General features: G+C 71.7%; 15 protein-coding genes. 11 read left to right on the plus strand and 4 right to left on the minus strand.

The window, feature by feature from the left end:
• Positions 1-5 precede the first annotated feature (5 nt).
• The 5 genes from bioD to MZC64_RS20805 all read left to right on the plus strand — a co-directional run bounded on the left by bioD (position 6) and on the right by MZC64_RS20805 (position 3,573).
• Entirely contained in the window at positions 6-725 is a 720-nt protein-coding gene (gene bioD / locus MZC64_RS20785) for a dethiobiotin synthase (protein ID WP_247758702.1), read from the plus strand.
• On the plus strand, positions 725-1,588 hold the full coding sequence (locus MZC64_RS20790; RefSeq protein ID WP_247758701.1) for a hypothetical protein: 864 nt from the start codon (positions 725-727) through the stop codon (positions 1,586-1,588). Before bioD ends, MZC64_RS20790 begins: the two co-directional genes overlap by 1 nt.
• A gap of 74 nt (positions 1,589-1,662) precedes the next feature.
• Positions 1,663-2,703 carry a biotin synthase BioB gene (gene bioB / locus MZC64_RS20795; RefSeq protein ID WP_247758700.1) on the plus strand — a complete coding sequence of 347 codons (1,041 nt, stop codon included), beginning with the start codon at positions 1,663-1,665 and terminating at the stop codon, positions 2,701-2,703.
• Between the two features lie 37 nt (positions 2,704-2,740).
• Positions 2,741-2,950, plus strand: a complete 210-nt coding sequence (locus MZC64_RS20800) for a hypothetical protein (RefSeq protein WP_247758699.1) — start codon at positions 2,741-2,743, stop codon at positions 2,948-2,950.
• On the plus strand, positions 2,950-3,573 hold the full coding sequence (locus MZC64_RS20805) for a DUF2567 domain-containing protein (RefSeq protein ID WP_247758698.1): 624 nt from the start codon (positions 2,950-2,952) through the stop codon (positions 3,571-3,573). The genes MZC64_RS20800 and MZC64_RS20805 overlap by 1 nt, the downstream gene beginning before the upstream one ends.
• 7 nt (positions 3,574-3,580) lie before the next feature.
• On the opposite strand, the gene MZC64_RS20810 is transcribed toward MZC64_RS20805, so the two are convergent.
• Positions 3,581-4,501: a LysR family transcriptional regulator gene (locus MZC64_RS20810; RefSeq protein ID WP_247758697.1), complete on the minus strand. Its 921-nt coding sequence runs from the start codon at positions 4,499-4,501 to the stop codon at positions 3,581-3,583.
• A 9-nt stretch (positions 4,502-4,510) separates the two neighbouring features.
• Entirely contained in the window at positions 4,511-5,128 is a 618-nt protein-coding gene (locus tag MZC64_RS20815) for a TetR/AcrR family transcriptional regulator (RefSeq protein ID WP_247758696.1), read from the minus strand.
• A gap of 91 nt (positions 5,129-5,219) precedes the next feature.
• Here MZC64_RS20815 and abc-f point away from each other — a divergent pair, with 91 nt between their 5' ends.
• A complete protein-coding gene (gene abc-f / locus MZC64_RS20820; protein ID WP_282105631.1) occupies positions 5,220-6,839 on the plus strand; it encodes a ribosomal protection-like ABC-F family protein in 1,620 nt (539 codons plus the stop codon).
• On the opposite strand, the gene MZC64_RS48750 is transcribed toward abc-f, so the two are convergent.
• Entirely contained in the window at positions 6,814-7,434 is a 621-nt protein-coding gene (locus MZC64_RS48750) for a CGNR zinc finger domain-containing protein (protein ID WP_308301043.1), read from the minus strand. The two genes, abc-f and MZC64_RS48750, sit on opposite strands and share 26 nt — an antisense overlap.
• 42 nt (positions 7,435-7,476) lie before the next feature.
• Between MZC64_RS48750 and MZC64_RS20830 the strand changes: the two genes are divergently transcribed.
• The 4 genes from MZC64_RS20830 (at position 7,477) to MZC64_RS20850 (ending at position 12,746) form a co-directional block, all read left to right on the plus strand.
• A complete protein-coding gene (locus MZC64_RS20830; protein ID WP_247758695.1) occupies positions 7,477-8,100 on the plus strand; it encodes a maleylpyruvate isomerase family mycothiol-dependent enzyme in 624 nt (207 codons plus the stop codon).
• A 132-nt stretch (positions 8,101-8,232) separates the two neighbouring features.
• Positions 8,233-10,260, plus strand: coding sequence for an alpha/beta fold hydrolase (locus MZC64_RS47935; protein ID WP_282105633.1), 2,028 nt, complete (start codon positions 8,233-8,235; stop codon positions 10,258-10,260).
• 302 nt (positions 10,261-10,562) lie between these two features.
• The gene (locus tag MZC64_RS20845) at positions 10,563-11,444 is read left to right on the plus strand and encodes a spermidine synthase (protein ID WP_247758694.1); all 882 of its coding nucleotides are present in this window, start codon (positions 10,563-10,565) and stop codon (positions 11,442-11,444) included.
• A gap of 45 nt (positions 11,445-11,489) precedes the next feature.
• Complete coding sequence (locus MZC64_RS20850; RefSeq protein WP_247758693.1) at positions 11,490-12,746, plus strand: Gfo/Idh/MocA family protein; 1,257 nt, start codon at positions 11,490-11,492, stop codon at positions 12,744-12,746.
• A gap of 133 nt (positions 12,747-12,879) precedes the next feature.
• Here the strand turns inward: MZC64_RS20850 and MZC64_RS20855 are convergent, their stop codons facing one another.
• Entirely contained in the window at positions 12,880-13,452 is a 573-nt protein-coding gene (locus MZC64_RS20855; protein WP_247758692.1) for a TetR/AcrR family transcriptional regulator, read from the minus strand.
• Between the two features lie 135 nt (positions 13,453-13,587).
• Between MZC64_RS20855 and MZC64_RS20860 the strand changes: the two genes are divergently transcribed.
• Positions 13,588-14,631 (plus strand): aldo/keto reductase, encoded by a 1,044-nt coding sequence (locus tag MZC64_RS20860; protein ID WP_247758691.1) that lies wholly within the window; start codon positions 13,588-13,590, stop codon positions 14,629-14,631.
• The last annotated feature ends 945 nt before the right edge of the window (positions 14,632-15,576 follow it).

Raw genomic sequence — 15,576 nt, forward strand, 5'->3', positions numbered from 1 at the left:
CAGACGTGACCGTGCTGGTGATCACTGGAACCGGTACCGAGGTCGGCAAGACGGTCGTCACCGCGGCCGTCGCGGCGCTGGCCAGGGCCGAGGGCAAACGGGTCGCCGTGCTCAAGCCCGCGCAGACCGGGGTCGGGCCGAACGAACCCGGTGACATCGACGAGGTGGTCCGCCTCACCGGTGCCATCACCGCGCGCGAACTCGCCCGCTACCCGCAACCGTTGGCCCCGGCCACCGCCGCCCGCGCGGCCGGGATGCCCCCGGTCCGGCCCGCCCAGATCGCGGCCGCCGCGACCGGACTGGACGCCGACCACGACCTGGTGCTGCTGGAAGGCGCCGGTGGGCTGCTGGTCCGCTTCGACACCGCGGGCAGCACCCTGGCCGATGCCGCCTGGGCGCTCGGCGCGCCGGTGCTGCTGGTCGCCTCGGCCGGACTCGGCGTGCTCAACACCGCCACGCTCACCGTGGAGGCGCTGCGCCGTCGTGGCCTGATCTGCCAGGGCCTGGTCGTGGGCAGCTGGCCGCACCAGCCCGACCTGGCCTGCCGGCACAACCTGGCCGACCTGCCCGAGGTCACCGGGGTGCCGCTGCTGGGCGTGCTGCCCGAGGGCGCGGGCAAGTACCACGAGGAGGACTTCCTGCTGCTGGCCCGGCGCTGCCTCGCGCCCGAGCTGGGCGGGGAGTTCGACGCGGCCGAGTTCACGGTCCGGCACGGGCTCACCTGATGCCCCGGCCCCCGGCCCGGAAATCACCCGGCTGCGCGGTCGTGCTGCTGCTCCTGCTCGCCGGGCCCGCCGCCTATCTGCTCTGGGCCGCGGTCTTCCACACCACCGATCCCTCGACCCGGATCTGGCAGACCATCGGGGCCGCGGTGCTGCTGGTGGCCACGGTGGCCGGCCTGCTGGTCACCCTGGACATCGGCGACGGCAAGCGCCCCGGCTACGACCTGGGCTGCGTCGGCCTCGGCCTGCCGCTGCTCACCGGCCCTGGCCTGCTGCTCGCCCTGCTCGGCGCGGACACCGGGATCAGCATCGTCGGCTGGATCCTGGTGGTGGCCGGGGTCATGGTCATGTTCGGCGCCATCCTCAACCGCGGCGAGGCCGAGCCGGTCGAGCCGGGCAACGGCCAGGTCAACGGACTGCCGCCGGGGCCGGCCAAGGCCGAGGAGCCGGTGCCCGCGGCCAACCGGATCGGCTGCTCGCTCGCCGCGATCGGCCTGCTCGCGCTGCCCGGCCTGTCCCTGCTCTGGCTGGCCGCCTTCGACCCCGGCCGCAGTCACACCGGCCGGGTCTGGTGCGCGGTCGGCGGGGCCGCGCTGCTGGCCCTGGCCGCCGCCGCGAGCGCCGCCTCGCTCGGCCTCGGCGACTCCGCCCGCCGGCTGGACCTGGGCTGCCTCGGCCTGGTCCTGGTGCTGCTCATCGCGCCGGGCGTGCTGCTGCTGATCGCGGCCAACCCGCCGGGCGGGGTGCGCATCGTCGGCTGGTGCCTGCTCGGGCTGGCCCTGTGCGCCCTGCTGGGCACGGCGACCCGCAGCAGGCGGGCCCGGATCCGCGACTCCGGAACAGGCGTCCAGGACCCTCGTACGTGAGGTACGCCGCACCACACCGCGGCCCCGGTAAGGCAGGATGAGCCGACCGAGCGTCCATCGGGAAGGAACACACGGTGACCACAGCCGCCAAACAGGCCACCGCGCGTGACGCGGGCGAGCGGGACATCCTCGACATCGCCCGTGAGCAGGTGCTCGAACGCGGCGAGGGGCTGACCGAAGCGCAGATCCTGGCCGCCCTGCAGCTCCCTGACGAGCGCCTGGCCGACCTGCTCCAGGTCGCGCACGAGGTGCGGATGGCCTGGTGCGGGCCGGAGGTCGAGGTCGAGGGCATCGTCAGCCTCAAGACCGGCGGCTGCCCAGAGGACTGCCACTTCTGCTCCCAGTCCGGCCGTTTCCCCTCGCCGGTGCGCTCGGCCTGGCTGGACATCCCCGGCCTGGTCAAGGCGGCCGAGCAGACCGCGGCCACCGGTGCCACCGAGTTCTGCATCGTGGCCGCCGTGCGCGGACCGGACAAGCGACTGCTCGCCCAGGTCAAGGCCGGGATCGAGGCCATCCGCGCGGCCGGCATCGAGATCCAGATCGCCTGCTCGCTGGGCATGCTGACCCAGGAACAGGTCGACGAGCTGGTCGCGATGGGGGTGCACCGGTACAACCACAACCTGGAGACGGCGAAGTCGCACTTCACCAACGTGGTCACCACGCACACCTGGGAGGAGCGCTGGGAGACCCTGCGGATGGTGCGCGAGGCGGGCATGGAGGTCTGCTGCGGCGGCATCATCGGCATGGGCGAGAGCGTCGAGCAGCGCGCCGAGTTCGCCGCCCAGCTCGCCGAGGTCAACCCGGACGAGTGCACGATGAACTTCCTCATCCCGCAGCCGGGCACCCCGTACGAGAACTTCTCCATCGTGGAGGGCTCGGACGCGCTGCGCACCGTGGCCGCCTTCCGGCTGGCGCTGCCCCGCGCCATCCTGCGCTTCTCCGGCGGCCGCGAGCTGACCTTCGGCGACCTGGGCACCAGGCAGGGCATGCTGGGCGGCATCAACGCGATCATCGTCGGCAACTACCTGACCAACCTGGGTAGGCCGGCCAGCAGCGACCTGGACATGCTGGAAGAGCTGAACATGCCGATCAAGGCGCTCAATGACACGTTCTGACACGCCCCCGACTGACACGCCTCCCACCACGACGGCGATGACCCAGACATCCTTGTTCTGCGACATCTGCGGCAAACCCGAGATCGAGGGCGAGCACCGGGTCTGCCAGGCCCGGCGGGCCATCGACCCGCCGCGGTTCTGCCCGCAGTGCGCGCGCCGGATGATCGTGCAGGTCAGCCCGGCGGGCTGGTCGGCGAAGTGCAGCGTGCACGGTTCCACCGAGGGCGGCCAGGGAGGTCGGCTGTGATGAACGAGCCCCCACTGCCCGGACGGGCGGACCCACTGCGGATCCAGCCCGGCGGCGCGGTCGGCCAGCTGCCGGAAGAGGCGTACCTGCCCTTCCCGATGCCCCGGCCGATCCCGCGGGTGGTGGTCAAGCCCGATCTGCTGCCCGCGATCAGCATGGCCTCGCTGATCTCGTTGATCGGCATCCCGGTGGCGTTGCTGTGGTCGCTGCTGGCCCCGCCGATCCAGCGGCAGGTCGCCACCAACGGCCGCACCCCCGCGCTGCCCGGCGACTCCAACCACCAGTTCGACTCGCTGGCGGTGTTCGTGCTGCTCACCCTGGCCGCGGGCGTGATCACCGGCGCGGTGGTCTGGCTGCTGCGCCGGCGGCGCGGACCGGTGGTCATGATCGCGGCCACCGCCGGGTCGGCGCTGGCGGCCTACCTGGCCACGTTGATGGGCGGTCTGTTCACCGGTTTCTGGTACGACCTGCCCACCTCGGTGCAGCTCGGCGACGTCTACACGGTGGCGCCCGGCGCGGTGCACCTGACCGCGATCCTGGCTCAGCCGTTGGCTTTCATCGTGGTCTACGGCGCGTGCGCGGCCTGGAACGGCATGGACGACCTGGGCCGCAGGCTCGGCTAGCTCCGGTTCAGCCCGCGGGGCGCAGCTCGGCCGCGCTGGCCCGCAGTTCGGCGTGGAAGGCCAGCACCGCGGGGGAGCGGCGGGCGTGCCGCGGCACCGCCAGGCACACCGCGCGCCGCGGCGGATCCGGCGTGATCGGCCGCAGCACTACCTCCGCCGGGGTCCGGCCGGCCGCGATGCCGGGCACGATGGTCACCCCGAGCCCCTCGGCGACCAGGCCCAGCTTCGCGGTCCACTCGGCCACCCGCAGCGGGGTGTCCGGGGTGAACCCGGCACTCGCGCAGGTCGCGTTCAGCGCGCCGAGGGCCTCCGGGGTGTCCGCCACGATCCAGCTCTCCCCGGCCAGCTCGGCCAGCGGCACCCGCCGCCGGTTGGCCAGCCGGTGCGTCACCGGCAACGCGACCAGCAGCGGATCCTCCAGCACCGGCAGCAGCTCCGCGCCGGGCACATCCAGGCTCGGCCGTTTGTGCGTGCTGACCACGGCCAGATCCAGGTCACCGGCCTCTACCAGGGGCAGCAGCCGTTCCGTGGTGCCCTCGCGCAGGGTCAGCGTGATCTTGGGATAGGCGGTCCGGAACCGGGCCAGCGCACCGGGCAGCAGGGCCGCGTTGGCGCTGGCGAACGCGCCGATCCGCAGGCAGCCCGCGTCCAGGGTGCGCATCGCGTCCAGCGCCCTGGCGGTGTCGGTGAGCCGGTCCAGCAGCGACCGGGCATGGGGGAGCAGGTACTCCCCGGCCGGGGTCAGGCGCACACCGCGGGGGATCCGGGCGAACAGCTCCACGCCGCAGAGGTCTTCCAGAGCCGCCATCTGGCGGGACACTGCTGACTGGGTGTAGCCACCGGCTGAGGCAGCCCCGGTGAACGACCCGTGCTCGACCACCGACACGAAGGTCCGCAGCGCGATCGGGTCCAACAACTCCGCACGCACCCTCCGAGGTTACGCACCTGCGGCGCTGGTGAACACGCCCGCCCTGGCCGCGGCCAGGGCGGCGGCCACCGCCTGGGCGGTCAGCGGCTCGTCCAGGGGCTCCCTGGTCACGAACAACCGGAAGTACAGCGGCGCGGTCACCGCCCGGACCAGCGCCGCACCGTCGGTGCCCGCCGGCAGTTCGCCCCGGCGGACGGCGCGCGCGACGACCTCGGCGGAACGGGTGTGCCGGTCGGCGTAGAACCGCCGCAACGCGGCCGCGGCGCGCTCGGAGTCGAAGGCGGCCGCGACGAAGGCCGAGGGCGCGGCGGCCTGGGCCGGGTCGGTGAAGGTGCCGTACACCTGCCCGGCCAGTTCGGCCAGGTCACCGGCCAGCGAGCCGGTGTCCGGCGGGCGCCAGTCGTCCTCGCCTGCCAGTTCCAGGGCGTCCACCACCAGTCCGTCCGGCCCGCCCCAGCGGCGGTAGAGGGTGGTCTTGTGCACGCCGGAGCGCTCGGCCACGTTCTCCACGGTCAGGCCCTGGTAGCCGTGCCGGGCCAGCTCGGCGAGGGTGGCATCGCGGACCGCGGCCCTGGTCCGGGCGGTGCGCCCGCCGGGCCGGACGGTGCCCGGGGTGGTCTCGTCCACAGTCAAATGAAACTCCGGTTGCGTTAGTGCTCGGAAGTATGCCACTCTACATCTAACGCAACAACAGTTGCATTTGACTCGGAGGTACTGCTTGACGAACACCACCCAGCTGACCGCCCGCCGCCTGCGCAAGTCCTACGGCGAGCGACTGCTGCTGGACGACGTGTCCTTCTCGATCCGGCCCGGCGAGCGGGCAGGCATCGTCGGCGAGAACGGCGCGGGCAAGTCCACCCTGCTCCGCCTGCTGGCCGGGCTGGAAGCCCCCGACGATGGCGAGGTGATCGCGCAGGCCAACGGCATCGGCCACCTGGCCCAGGTCACCGCCCTGCCGTCGACCGCGACGGTCGCCGCGGCCATCGACGCGGCCCTGGCCGAGTTGCGCGCCATGGAGTCCCGCCTCCGCGAACTGGAGGCGGATCTGCGCGCACCCGCCGCGCTGGCCGAGTACGGCGACCTGCTCACCGCCTTCGAGCTGCGCGGCGGCTACGAGTCCGATGCCAGGGTGGACAAGGCCATCCACCACCTGGGCCTGGCCCAGCTCGACCGGCACCGCACCCTGGGCAGCCTCTCCGGCGGCGAACTCGCCCGCCTGGGCCTGGCCTGCCTGCTGGCCGCGGCCCCGGAACTGATGCTGCTGGACGAGCCGACCAACCACCTCGACGGTCAGGCCCTGGATTGGCTGGAGGACCAGCTCCGCGGCCACCACGGCACGATCGTCGTGGTCTCGCACGACCGGGTGTTCCTGGACCGGGTCGCCACGGTGATCCTGGAGGTCGACGCCGACCAGGCCAAGGTCACCCGCTACGGCCAGGACTACTCCGGCTACCTGGCCGAACGCGCCGCCGCCCGCCGCCGCTGGGAGCAGGACTTCGAGACCTGGTGCGAGGACATCCGGCAGCTCACCGTCGCCGCCACGGTCACCGCGCACCGGGTCGCCCCCGGCCGGGCGATCAAGGACGGCAACAAGATGGCCTACGACCGCGACGCGGGCCGGGTGCAAAGCTCCATCTCCAGCCGGGTCCGCAACGCCCAGGAACGCCTGCGCCGCCTGCACGAGACCCCCGTGCCCCGCCCCCCGGACCAACTCGCCTTCAGCGTGGCCCTGACCGGCGGCGCCACCGGCGATCTCCTGTCCCTACAAGGAATCCGGGTAGCCAACCGCCTCCAGATCGACACCCTCACCATCGCCGCCCAGGACCGCCTGCTGATCCACGGCCCCAACGGAGCGGGCAAATCCACCCTGCTCCGAGTCCTGGCCGCGGATCTGACCCCCGACACCGGCCAAGTCCACCGCCGAGGCCGAATCGGCTACCTGCCACAGGAAATCCCCACCCCCAACCCCCATGCCACCCTGCTCGCCGCCTACGCCCAAGGCCGCCCCGGCCCCGCTGAAGACCACGCAAGCCCCCTGCTCGCCCTCGGCCTGTTCCGCCCCCAGGACCTGCACGTCCCAGTAGGCGCCCTCTCCGCAGGCCAACGCCGCCGCCTGGCCCTGTCCCGCCTGCTCACTCAACCCTGGGACCTGCTCCTGCTGGACGAACCCACCAATCACCTCGCCCTGTCCCTGGTGGAGGACCTCGAACAGGCCCTGGCCCAGTTCCCCGGCGCGGTGGTCATCGTCTCGCACGACCGCCGCCTGCGCGCCAACTTCACTGGCACCCAACGCGAACTGACCGCGGGCCGCCTCACCGCCGGTGGTAGTGCCGGCTGACCCGAGCCCGATTCCCGCACGCAGGCGAACACCACCCCTGCCGCGGATGCGCGCGCAGGTAGTACTTCACACACCGAGGCCCCCGGCAAACCCGAAGCCCGAACCGCTCCGCAGACCCCAAGAACTCCACCGCCGCCCGCGCAAACCCATCCACCACAACCAAACCCCGCACAACCGCCTCCCCCGCAACGCCTATCTCCGCAGCGTCCGCCCCCACACCGTCCGTCCTCGCAACCGCCACCCCCGCAGCGCCCAGCCCCGCAACCTCCACCCGCGCAACGGGTTCATCCCCCCACTCCAGCACAGCCCGCGTCGGCAACACCGCCGCGTTGATCCGCCCCACCGCCTCCGCCACCGGCAACAGCCGACTCGCATCCGGCGCACTCGGCGGCTCCGGCGCGACCAGCACCGCGAACAGCGACCGCACCGCCCGCCGCAACCCCACCAACGCGAGTCGCCCCAGCTCATCGGCGTCCGGATCCCGCAACCAACGCCGATACCGGTCCAGGTCCCCGAGGTCGTCAGCCACCCCACCACGCCCGTCATGCCGGATCGTGCTCGCCAACGCCACAACCACCACACCACTGCCCACCACCCCACCCTAATGGTTAACTATCCAAAACCCATTAGGAGAGCGATGACCCCCGATCTGGTCCAGGGCCTGCACACCGCGAACAACCGCCTCCGCGCCCTGGTACGCACCGGTTTCGACACCACAGCCCCCTCCGCCCTCCCCGGCTGGACCCGCGGCCACGTGGTCGTCCACCTGACCAACCTGGCCGCCGCCTTCACCCGCCAGGCCGAATACGCCTACCGGGACGCCCAGATCGAGGTCTACGACGGCGGCCGCCCAGCCCGGGACGCCGCCATCGAGGCAGGCGCCCACCACCCACCCGAAGTCCTGCTCCCAGCCCTGCACCAGTCCCTGGACACCCTGGGCGCCACCTGGAACAGATCCACCCCGACCGACTGGCAACGCCCAGTCAGCTACCGCAACGGCACCCTGGAAGACACGGCCCTGGCCTGGTGGCGCGAAACAGAAATCCACACCACAGACCTACGGCTGGACTACACCCCCACCGACTGGACCCCAGCCTTCACCACCTACCTGACCACCTACCTGCAACCCCGCCTACCGCACCCGGTCCCCCTGCACGGCACCCCCACCGCCATCGCGGCCTGGCTGGCCGGCCGAGTCCCACCCACTCCGGTGACCACCACCGACGGCACCCCCTTGCCAACCCTCAACCCCTGGCCCTAACTCCCCCGCCGCCCTGCCTACAACCCCCACCCTCGCCTGCAACCCAGGTACCACCCCAGACCTGGCACCCCAGGTTGACGCCCCCGCCCCCTCAGCGTGAATACCTTCCAGCCACACCAAGGGAAGGTCTCCATGCGCCCCAACACAATCCGCACAATCCTGCCCGCCACCCTGCTGGCCCTCACCCTGCCCACAATGGCCACCGCCGCACCTCAACCCACCACCATCCCCGGCCCCGCCACCACCGGCCCCGGTCCCGCCGCCACCGCCGTCCCAGGCGCCACCGTCCCCAGTTCCGCCGCCCTCGCCATCACAGCCGCCGCCGCGCCGCACCTCACCGCCATCACCGCCGCGAACCCCAGCTCACCCGCAACCACAGCCCTTGCCCTGTCCCCACCCACTTCTCCTCCCACACACCCCTGCGCCACCGCCACCCAGCAGTGCGAAGGCACCCTCGAAGTCCCCCTCAACTGGTCAGACCCCACCGGTGAACGCATCCCCATCCCGTTCACCTACTACCCCCGCACCGACCAGTCCCGCCCCGCGGCGGGCACCGTCCTCGCTCTGGGCGGCGGCCCAGCGTCCTCCCTCGGCGGCGCCGTGCAAGGCCACCGCCGGGCCCTGGGCGCCGAATCGGCCAACTTCGACGTCCTCGCCGTGGAACGCCGAGGCTTCGGCCAGGCCGCCCCCTTCGCCTGCCCCGACCTGGACCTGACCACACCCCAGACCTTCACCGACTGCACCACCCGCATCGGTCCCCGGATCCAGTTCTTCACCACCGACCAGCGCGTCACCGACGTCGAAGCCGTCCGCACCGCCCTGGGCATCCCGGCCCTGATCCCCTACGGCACCTCCTACGGCACCCGCGACGCCACCGCCTACGCCGTCCGTTTTCCCCAGCGCACCAAGGCGATCATCTCCGACAGCAGCACCCCGGTGGGCCCCGACGGCTACGCGACCGGCGACACCTTCAACGACCGCCTCAAGATCACCGCGACCCAGCTCACCGCGATCTGCACCCCGTCACCGGCCTGCCGAGCCCTGCCCGGCACCCCCGTGAGCCGCTGGTCCGCCCTGATGGCCCGCCTCCGCGCGACCCCCGACCCCAAGCTCCCGCTGTTCGCCCTCAACGACATCATCGCCAAACCCGGCGAACCCTCGGTAGGCCGCGAAATCAACGCCGCCATCCACGCCTACCTCACCGACGACCCAGCCCCACTGCACCGCCTGGCCGCCACCGGCCCCACCCTCCCGCCCCGCGGATCTCCTTTCACCGCACCGTTCTTCGCCTACTGGTGCGCCGACAGCAGCTATCCCTTCTCCCGCAACGCCACCCCGGAAGCCCGTCGCGCGGAGTTGGCCCGCTACCGCCAGGCCAACCCGGAACGCCCGGTGACCGCCGCCGAGGTCATGGGTGCCTTCGGCTGGACCGAGGACTGGTGCGCCAACTGGCCCACCCCACGTCCCACCCCACTGATCCCACTCGGCGCCACCCTCCCCAACGTCCCCCTGCTCGCCATCGGCGGCCAGCTGGACCTGGGCGGCGACCAGGCAGCCCGCACCCTGGCGGCCGCCGTCCCCCAAGGCCGGGCCCTGATCATCCCCTTCGGCCAGCACGTCCCCAGCATCGCCAACTACGCCTACACCCCCTGCGCCGCCCAGGCAGTCCGCACCTTCTTGACCTCCCCGGCCAAACCCACCCCCACCTGCACCGCCGAGACCTACCAGGCCCAAGCCCACTTCCCCCGCACCACCCAAACCCTCCCCGCCCCCCAAGCCTCCACCCTCACCCGCCCCCAACGCACCGCCCTCGCGGTCGCCCTGACCACCGCCAACGACGCCCTGTCCCGCCGAAACCCCAACACCGCTCTCCAGGCGGGCCGCAAACAACTCCCCGGCGTCCGCGGCGGCACCATCCACTACGAGAACCCCCAGATCCGCCTGGACAACGTCCAGCACGTCACCGACGCCGCCGTCACCGGCACGATCACCATCCCCGCCCTGAACGAAGAAGCAACCGCCACCCTCACCGTCACCCAGGGCGCCACAACCACCCAGCTCACCCTGCGCTGGAACCCCTTCCACCCCAGACCCCTGCTCAAGATCCGCGGCGAGATCAACGGAACCAGCTTCACCGCGACCTTCCCGAACGCCACCTAGCCCGCGCGAGCCGCACCGCATCCACCGGGCCGGGCGCCCCGTGCCCCGGCTCGGTGCGCGGAGTCAGTTCCGGCCCTGCCGCCGCCCTGCCGCGCCCTGACCCTGCCTTGCCGCCCTGACCCTGCCTTGCCGCCCTGACCCCGCCTCGCCGTCCCGTCCCGCTCCGTCCCGGCTCCCGCCTCGATCCGCCACACCGTCCCGGCTCCCGCCCCGCCCTTCGTCTCTGCGCCACCCTCCACTCCCTCCTGCACCGGAGGTTAGGGTTGGCGGGTTGGCCAGGTGGTAATCGAGGACGGGGCTGGATGCGGCGCGGGCGGGAATCCAAGGGGCAGCGGAGCGTGGTGCGTGGCCCGGTGCCCGGCCAGTATCCGGTGCGGTTCGGCATGGCCGAGTTGCTCGCCGATCTCGACTGGCCCAATGGCTGGCTGCTCAGCGTCGACGGTGTCGCCCAGTCCTATGTGGACCTTGATGACCCGACCCACCTCGAATTCGATTACGTCCGCCGCATCGGTGACGTCATCGACTGTCTCGGCCAGCCCGAAGAAGCCCTGGACGCTCTGCACATCGGCGGCGGTGGCTGCACCGTCCCCCGCTACATCGCGGCCACCCGCCCCGGCTCGCGGCAACTTGTCTTCGACGCCGACGGCGACTTGATCGACCTGGTCCGCGAACACCTCCAGTTGCGCACCGTCCCAGCCCTGCGGGTGCGGGTGTGCGACGGCAGGGAGGGAGTCACCACGCGGCGCGACGACTCGGCGGATCTTGTTGTCCTGGACGCTTTCCAAAGCGCCTCCATGCCCGGCGGCCTGGCCACCCAGGAGTTCGTCGGAGATATCGCCCGGGTGCTCCGGCCGGACGGCACCGTGATCGTCAACGTCACCGACGGCCCCGGCCTGAAGTTCGCCCGTCGTGTCGTGGCCACTCTGCGCCTGGTCTTCCCACAGGTCCTGCTGGTCGCCGAACCCGCGGTGCTGCGCGGTCGCCGCTTCGGCAACCTGGTCCTGGTCGGCTCCACCGCGGACCTCCCGGTGGCGGAGATCACCACCCGGGTGCACTCGGCGGCCTTCCCGGCACGGTGTGTGGCCGATGCCGACCTGATCAAGCTGTGCGCGGGCGCCGAACCCATCACCGACACCGCGCCCATGGTCGCCCCGGTGCCGCCCAAACGCGCCTTCGGGGGTTGACCTCCAGTTCACTGGAGGTTTCATGCTGCTTGCATGAGTAGGGCTATGCGAGTTGGGGTGATCGGCGCCGAGCTGGCGCGGGGCTGGGCGACCCGCGCGCATTTCCCTGCGCTGCAAGGACTTCCCGGCATCGACCTGTTCGCAGTGGCTGACCCCGAACAGCCCGCCACCGCCGTCGCCGACCAGTGGGGCGCCCAGTTCACCTGCACCAGCCCCACCGAACTGGCCACCCATCGCCAGGTCGACATAGTCACCATCGCGGGTCCGGTCCCCGGGCACGACGACCTGGTGCGCACCGCGCTGTCCGCCGGGAAACACGTCTTCTGCGAGTGGCCCCTGACCACCAACGTCCACTCCGCCATCGAACTCCGCACCCTGGCCGCCCAATCCGGCGTCCATCACGTCGTCGGCCTGCGCGGCCGAGCCGACCCGGGCGTGCGTTTCGTCCGGGACCTCCTGGCACACGGCGAAATCGGCGAGGTGCTCGGCGTGACCCTGAGCGCCGCGCCCGCCACCTCACCGGAATTCTCGGTCGGCGAGTCCCTGCTCACCGGCGATGGCGGCCAGGCCCTGGACATCCTCCGCTTCTGCCTGGGCGAACTCGCCGAACTGTCCGCGACCTTCGCCACCCGCTGCCCCGGCGTGATCTCCCCGGACCAGGTGCTCGTCCAGGGGCTCCTGGAATCCGGCGTCGCCCTCTCCGTGCACCTGCAGGCCGGCGCTCCCGGTGGCACCGGCTTCCGCATGGAGGTACAGGGCCGTCGCGGAGCACTGATCCTGGTGTGCCCAGGTCGCATCGGCGAACAGGAGTCCACCGTGCTGCTGGCCCGGGGCTCGCGTGGCAGACCGAGCACGATGGCCAGCCGGACACCAACCGTCTCAGCGGAGGCAAGAATCGCCTCGCCCGCCACGGCAATGGCTGAGCCGGGGGCAGTCACGTCGCCGGATGAGGGCGAGGGGTTCGAGGCGGCCGCGCTGCGGGTGACCGGAACGCGAGCCGATGGCAGGCCATCGACTGTGCTCGCCGTGCCGGGCCAGCTCCCGTCGTGGGGAACGGCCGCAACACTGGAGTTGCTGTCGGCACTGGAGGTGCTTCCGGTGCCGGAGAGCTATCGGAGCGGGGTGGCCGCGGTGCCGGCGGGTCCCGCACAGGGCGTGGCCCGCCTGTACGCGGAACTTGTGCGGGCGGTGCGGACCGGGACACCGCAAGACCCGGACTTCACCACGGCGGTCGGATTGCACTGCCTGCTGGACACGGTGGCCGAAGCGGCGAGCAGCCGCCGGTGCCGCAGCTTCGGCTGACGGCAAGGCTCACTCCCGAGGGGGAACGGGTTCACCTCACAGCGGGAGGGGTCCCGCCGCACCGGTGCGAGAGTGTTGGCGGCAGGGGAGCCTGGGGGTGGGCACGGCGGCCCCGGCCGCCGTGCCCCGCGGCTCACCCGCGACGGCCCAGGCCGTGGAACAGTGTGGTGACAACGCGGTCGGCCAGTTCGTCGACATCGGTGCCGCGCTCGGCGCGTTCCCGCACCGCCTCACGCAGCAACGCGTAGTAGACCCGGGTCAGCCAATCCCGGCAGACCGCGGCATCCAGCAGCCCGGCCGCGGTGATCCGCTCGAACAGCGCCTGCGACTTGCCGCGGACCTGTTCCTCCGCCGTCAGCACCCGGGAATCGGCCAGCGCCTGCCTGTTCGGCGTGAACCGCCAGACGCTCTGCACCGTCACCAGGTTCGCGGTCAGTTGGTGCAAAGCGACCAGTGGCGGCGCGGTCTCCGTGCGGGCGGCATTGATCGCGCCCTCGACCTGGGCCATGATGGCGTCAATCATCGCCGCCACCAGGGCCTCCCTGGTGGCGAACCGGCGATGCACGGTCGTGCGGGCCACTCCGGCTGCGTCGGCGATCTGCTGCACTGTGGTCGTCGGATCCGCGCTCAGCAAGCGATCGGCCACCCGCAGGATCGCGTGGTGGGTGCGTTCCGCATCCGCACGTAGCGGCGGCTCCCAAGACATGGGTAGACGATACCCAGCCGTCGCATCTCTCCGTGAATACGCAACATGGGTGTTGTGTATTCACGTTAAGCCGATACGGTGATGTCTCGGGTCGAGCAGATCCGCTATCCCACCACAAACTGAGGGACACAAGACATGCGGCTGCGCACCCTCGGCGGCACCGGAATCAAGGTCAGCCCCTACTGTCTCGGCGCGATGATGTTCGGCGCCATGGGCAACGCCGACCACGACGAATCGGTGCGAATGATCCACACCGCGTTCGACGCGGGAATCAACTTCGTGGACACCGCCGACGTCTACTCCAACGGCGAGTCCGAGGAAATCCTCGGCAAGGCCCTCAAGGGCCGTCGCGACGACATCGTCGTGGCCAGCAAGGCGCACCTGCCGATGGGCGAGGACGCCAACCGGCGCGGCGGCTCCCGGCGGTGGCTGGTCCGCGCCGTGGAGGACAGCCTCCGCCGACTCGGCACCGACCACCTGGACCTGTACCAGCTACACCGACCCGACGAGGACACCGCCCTGGACGAAACCCTGGGGGCACTGTCGGATCTGGTGCGCTCCGGCAAGATTCGCGCGGTGGGCACCTCGACCTTCCCGGCCGAACTCATCGTGGAAATGCAGTGGGAGTCGGAACGGCGCGGCCATGTCCGGGTGCGCACCGAGCAACCGCCCTATTCGATTTTCAACCGTGCAGCCGAAACCTCCGTTCTGCCGACCTGCGCTCGCTATGGAATGGGCGTGCTGACCTGGGGCCCGCTCAACCGGGGCTGGCTCACCGGCCGCTACCGGCCCGGCTACCAACTGCCCGAAGGCGCGCACCCGGTGCAGCAGCAGATGTTCCACCCGGCGATCCCCGCCAACGCGCGGAAGTACGCCGTGATCGAACAACTGCTCAAACTCGCCGCGGACTCGGGCCATTCGCTGGCCCACCTCGCCGTGGCGTTCGTGCTGTCCCACCCCGCGGTGACCTCGGCGATCATCGGCCCGCGCACCCCGGAGCAGCTCGCGGACCTGTTGGCGGGCAAGGACACCGTGCTCGAGGACGAGGTGCTGAACCGCATCGACGAACTGGTCCCGCCAGGCACGGTCCTGAACCCCGACGACAGCTTCTACCAGCCGCCGGGCATCACCGACCTGACTCAGCGCCGCCGTCCACGGGAGACCAGGGCCGCGGTCTGACCCCGGCGCGCGGCGAGGACCACGCGCCGGGGGACAGACCCGCACCGGCCAGATCGGGCAGTGCCGTGCCAGCCTTGGCCCAACCCCCGTCCGGTCGGCTTCCACTGGGGCCGCTCGGGCAACACGGGATGGATCCGCTCCCGTGCTGGCCCGTGCGGTCCAGCGGAAGCCGCCGGCCGAGCTGAGGCAGTCGCGACCATGCCTCAACCCGCAGGGGCTTGCTGGGCAGTCCTCGCGGTTCGCGCCCCGGACGATCTGGCGGCTGAGCCGTCCTAGGCCGGCTCAGTGCCTGGATTGATGGGGTGCCGGCCGCGGGGACCTGGCTTGGCTGACCCGGCGCGGACATGTCGTCCTGCCTGGCCTGGCCGGAGCCCTTGTTGCCTCACCTCGGACCCGAGCCCTGACCGCGGCCGCACTGTGCGCCTGACAGGACTGGGTGCCTAACAGGACTGGGCGCCTGACAGCACTGCGTGCCTGCCGGGCAACGTGCCTGGCTGGTAGCCGGAGCCGGCTGACAACTGGACCTGCTCGGACGGTCCAGTGCGCCGATGCCCCGGCGGGCCTGCCGAACCAGCGGGATGGGTTCTCCGGCTTGGCTGGCCTCCGGACTTGCTCGATGACGTCCGGAAGCTGTGCCGCGCCTGGCCGCTGTGGGCTGGTTCAGCGAGGGCCGGGCCTGCCGCGCCGAGGTTGGCCTGAAAGGAATCGACTCGACTGCGGGTGCGTGCCGCGGTGGGGATGACCGGGGTGAGACGGGTCGGGCTGGGGGTGGTGGCCTGGTGGGGATATGGGTGTGGGGACCTCCTGATTCTGGTTGACATGGCGGAACCTGGGCGTGGATCGCACACACGCGGGGCAATACCGGGCTGCGTACTCGGCCCGCCTCCGGTTCGGCGGCACGGCGGGGGAGTTGCACAACGCGAACCAGACCCGGAGCTCTCGGGT

It is taken from the genome of Crossiella sp. S99.2, assembly GCF_023094165.1.
Taxonomy (GTDB): domain Bacteria; phylum Actinomycetota; class Actinomycetes; order Mycobacteriales; family Pseudonocardiaceae; genus Crossiella.

Excerpts from the sequence above, each read along its gene's own strand:
- MZC64_RS20800 (WP_247758699.1), top strand. The coding sequence starts at position 2,741 with ATGACCCAGACATCCTTGTTCTGCGACATCTGCGGCAAACCCGAGATC.
- MZC64_RS47935 (WP_282105633.1), top strand. The coding sequence starts at position 8,233 with ATGCGCCCCAACACAATCCGCACAATCCTGCCCGCCACCCTGCTGGCC.
- MZC64_RS20845 (WP_247758694.1), top strand. The coding sequence starts at position 10,563 with ATGCGGCGCGGGCGGGAATCCAAGGGGCAGCGGAGCGTGGTGCGTGGC.
- MZC64_RS20790 (WP_247758701.1), top strand. The coding sequence starts at position 725 with ATGCCCCGGCCCCCGGCCCGGAAATCACCCGGCTGCGCGGTCGTGCTG.
- MZC64_RS20805 (WP_247758698.1), top strand. The coding sequence starts at position 2,950 with ATGAACGAGCCCCCACTGCCCGGACGGGCGGACCCACTGCGGATCCAG.
- MZC64_RS20860 (WP_247758691.1), top strand. The coding sequence starts at position 13,588 with ATGCGGCTGCGCACCCTCGGCGGCACCGGAATCAAGGTCAGCCCCTAC.
- MZC64_RS20850 (WP_247758693.1), top strand. The coding sequence starts at position 11,490 with ATGCGAGTTGGGGTGATCGGCGCCGAGCTGGCGCGGGGCTGGGCGACC.
- MZC64_RS20830 (WP_247758695.1), top strand. The coding sequence starts at position 7,477 with ATGACCCCCGATCTGGTCCAGGGCCTGCACACCGCGAACAACCGCCTC.
- MZC64_RS20855 (WP_247758692.1), bottom strand. The coding sequence starts at position 13,452 with ATGTCTTGGGAGCCGCCGCTACGTGCGGATGCGGAACGCACCCACCAC.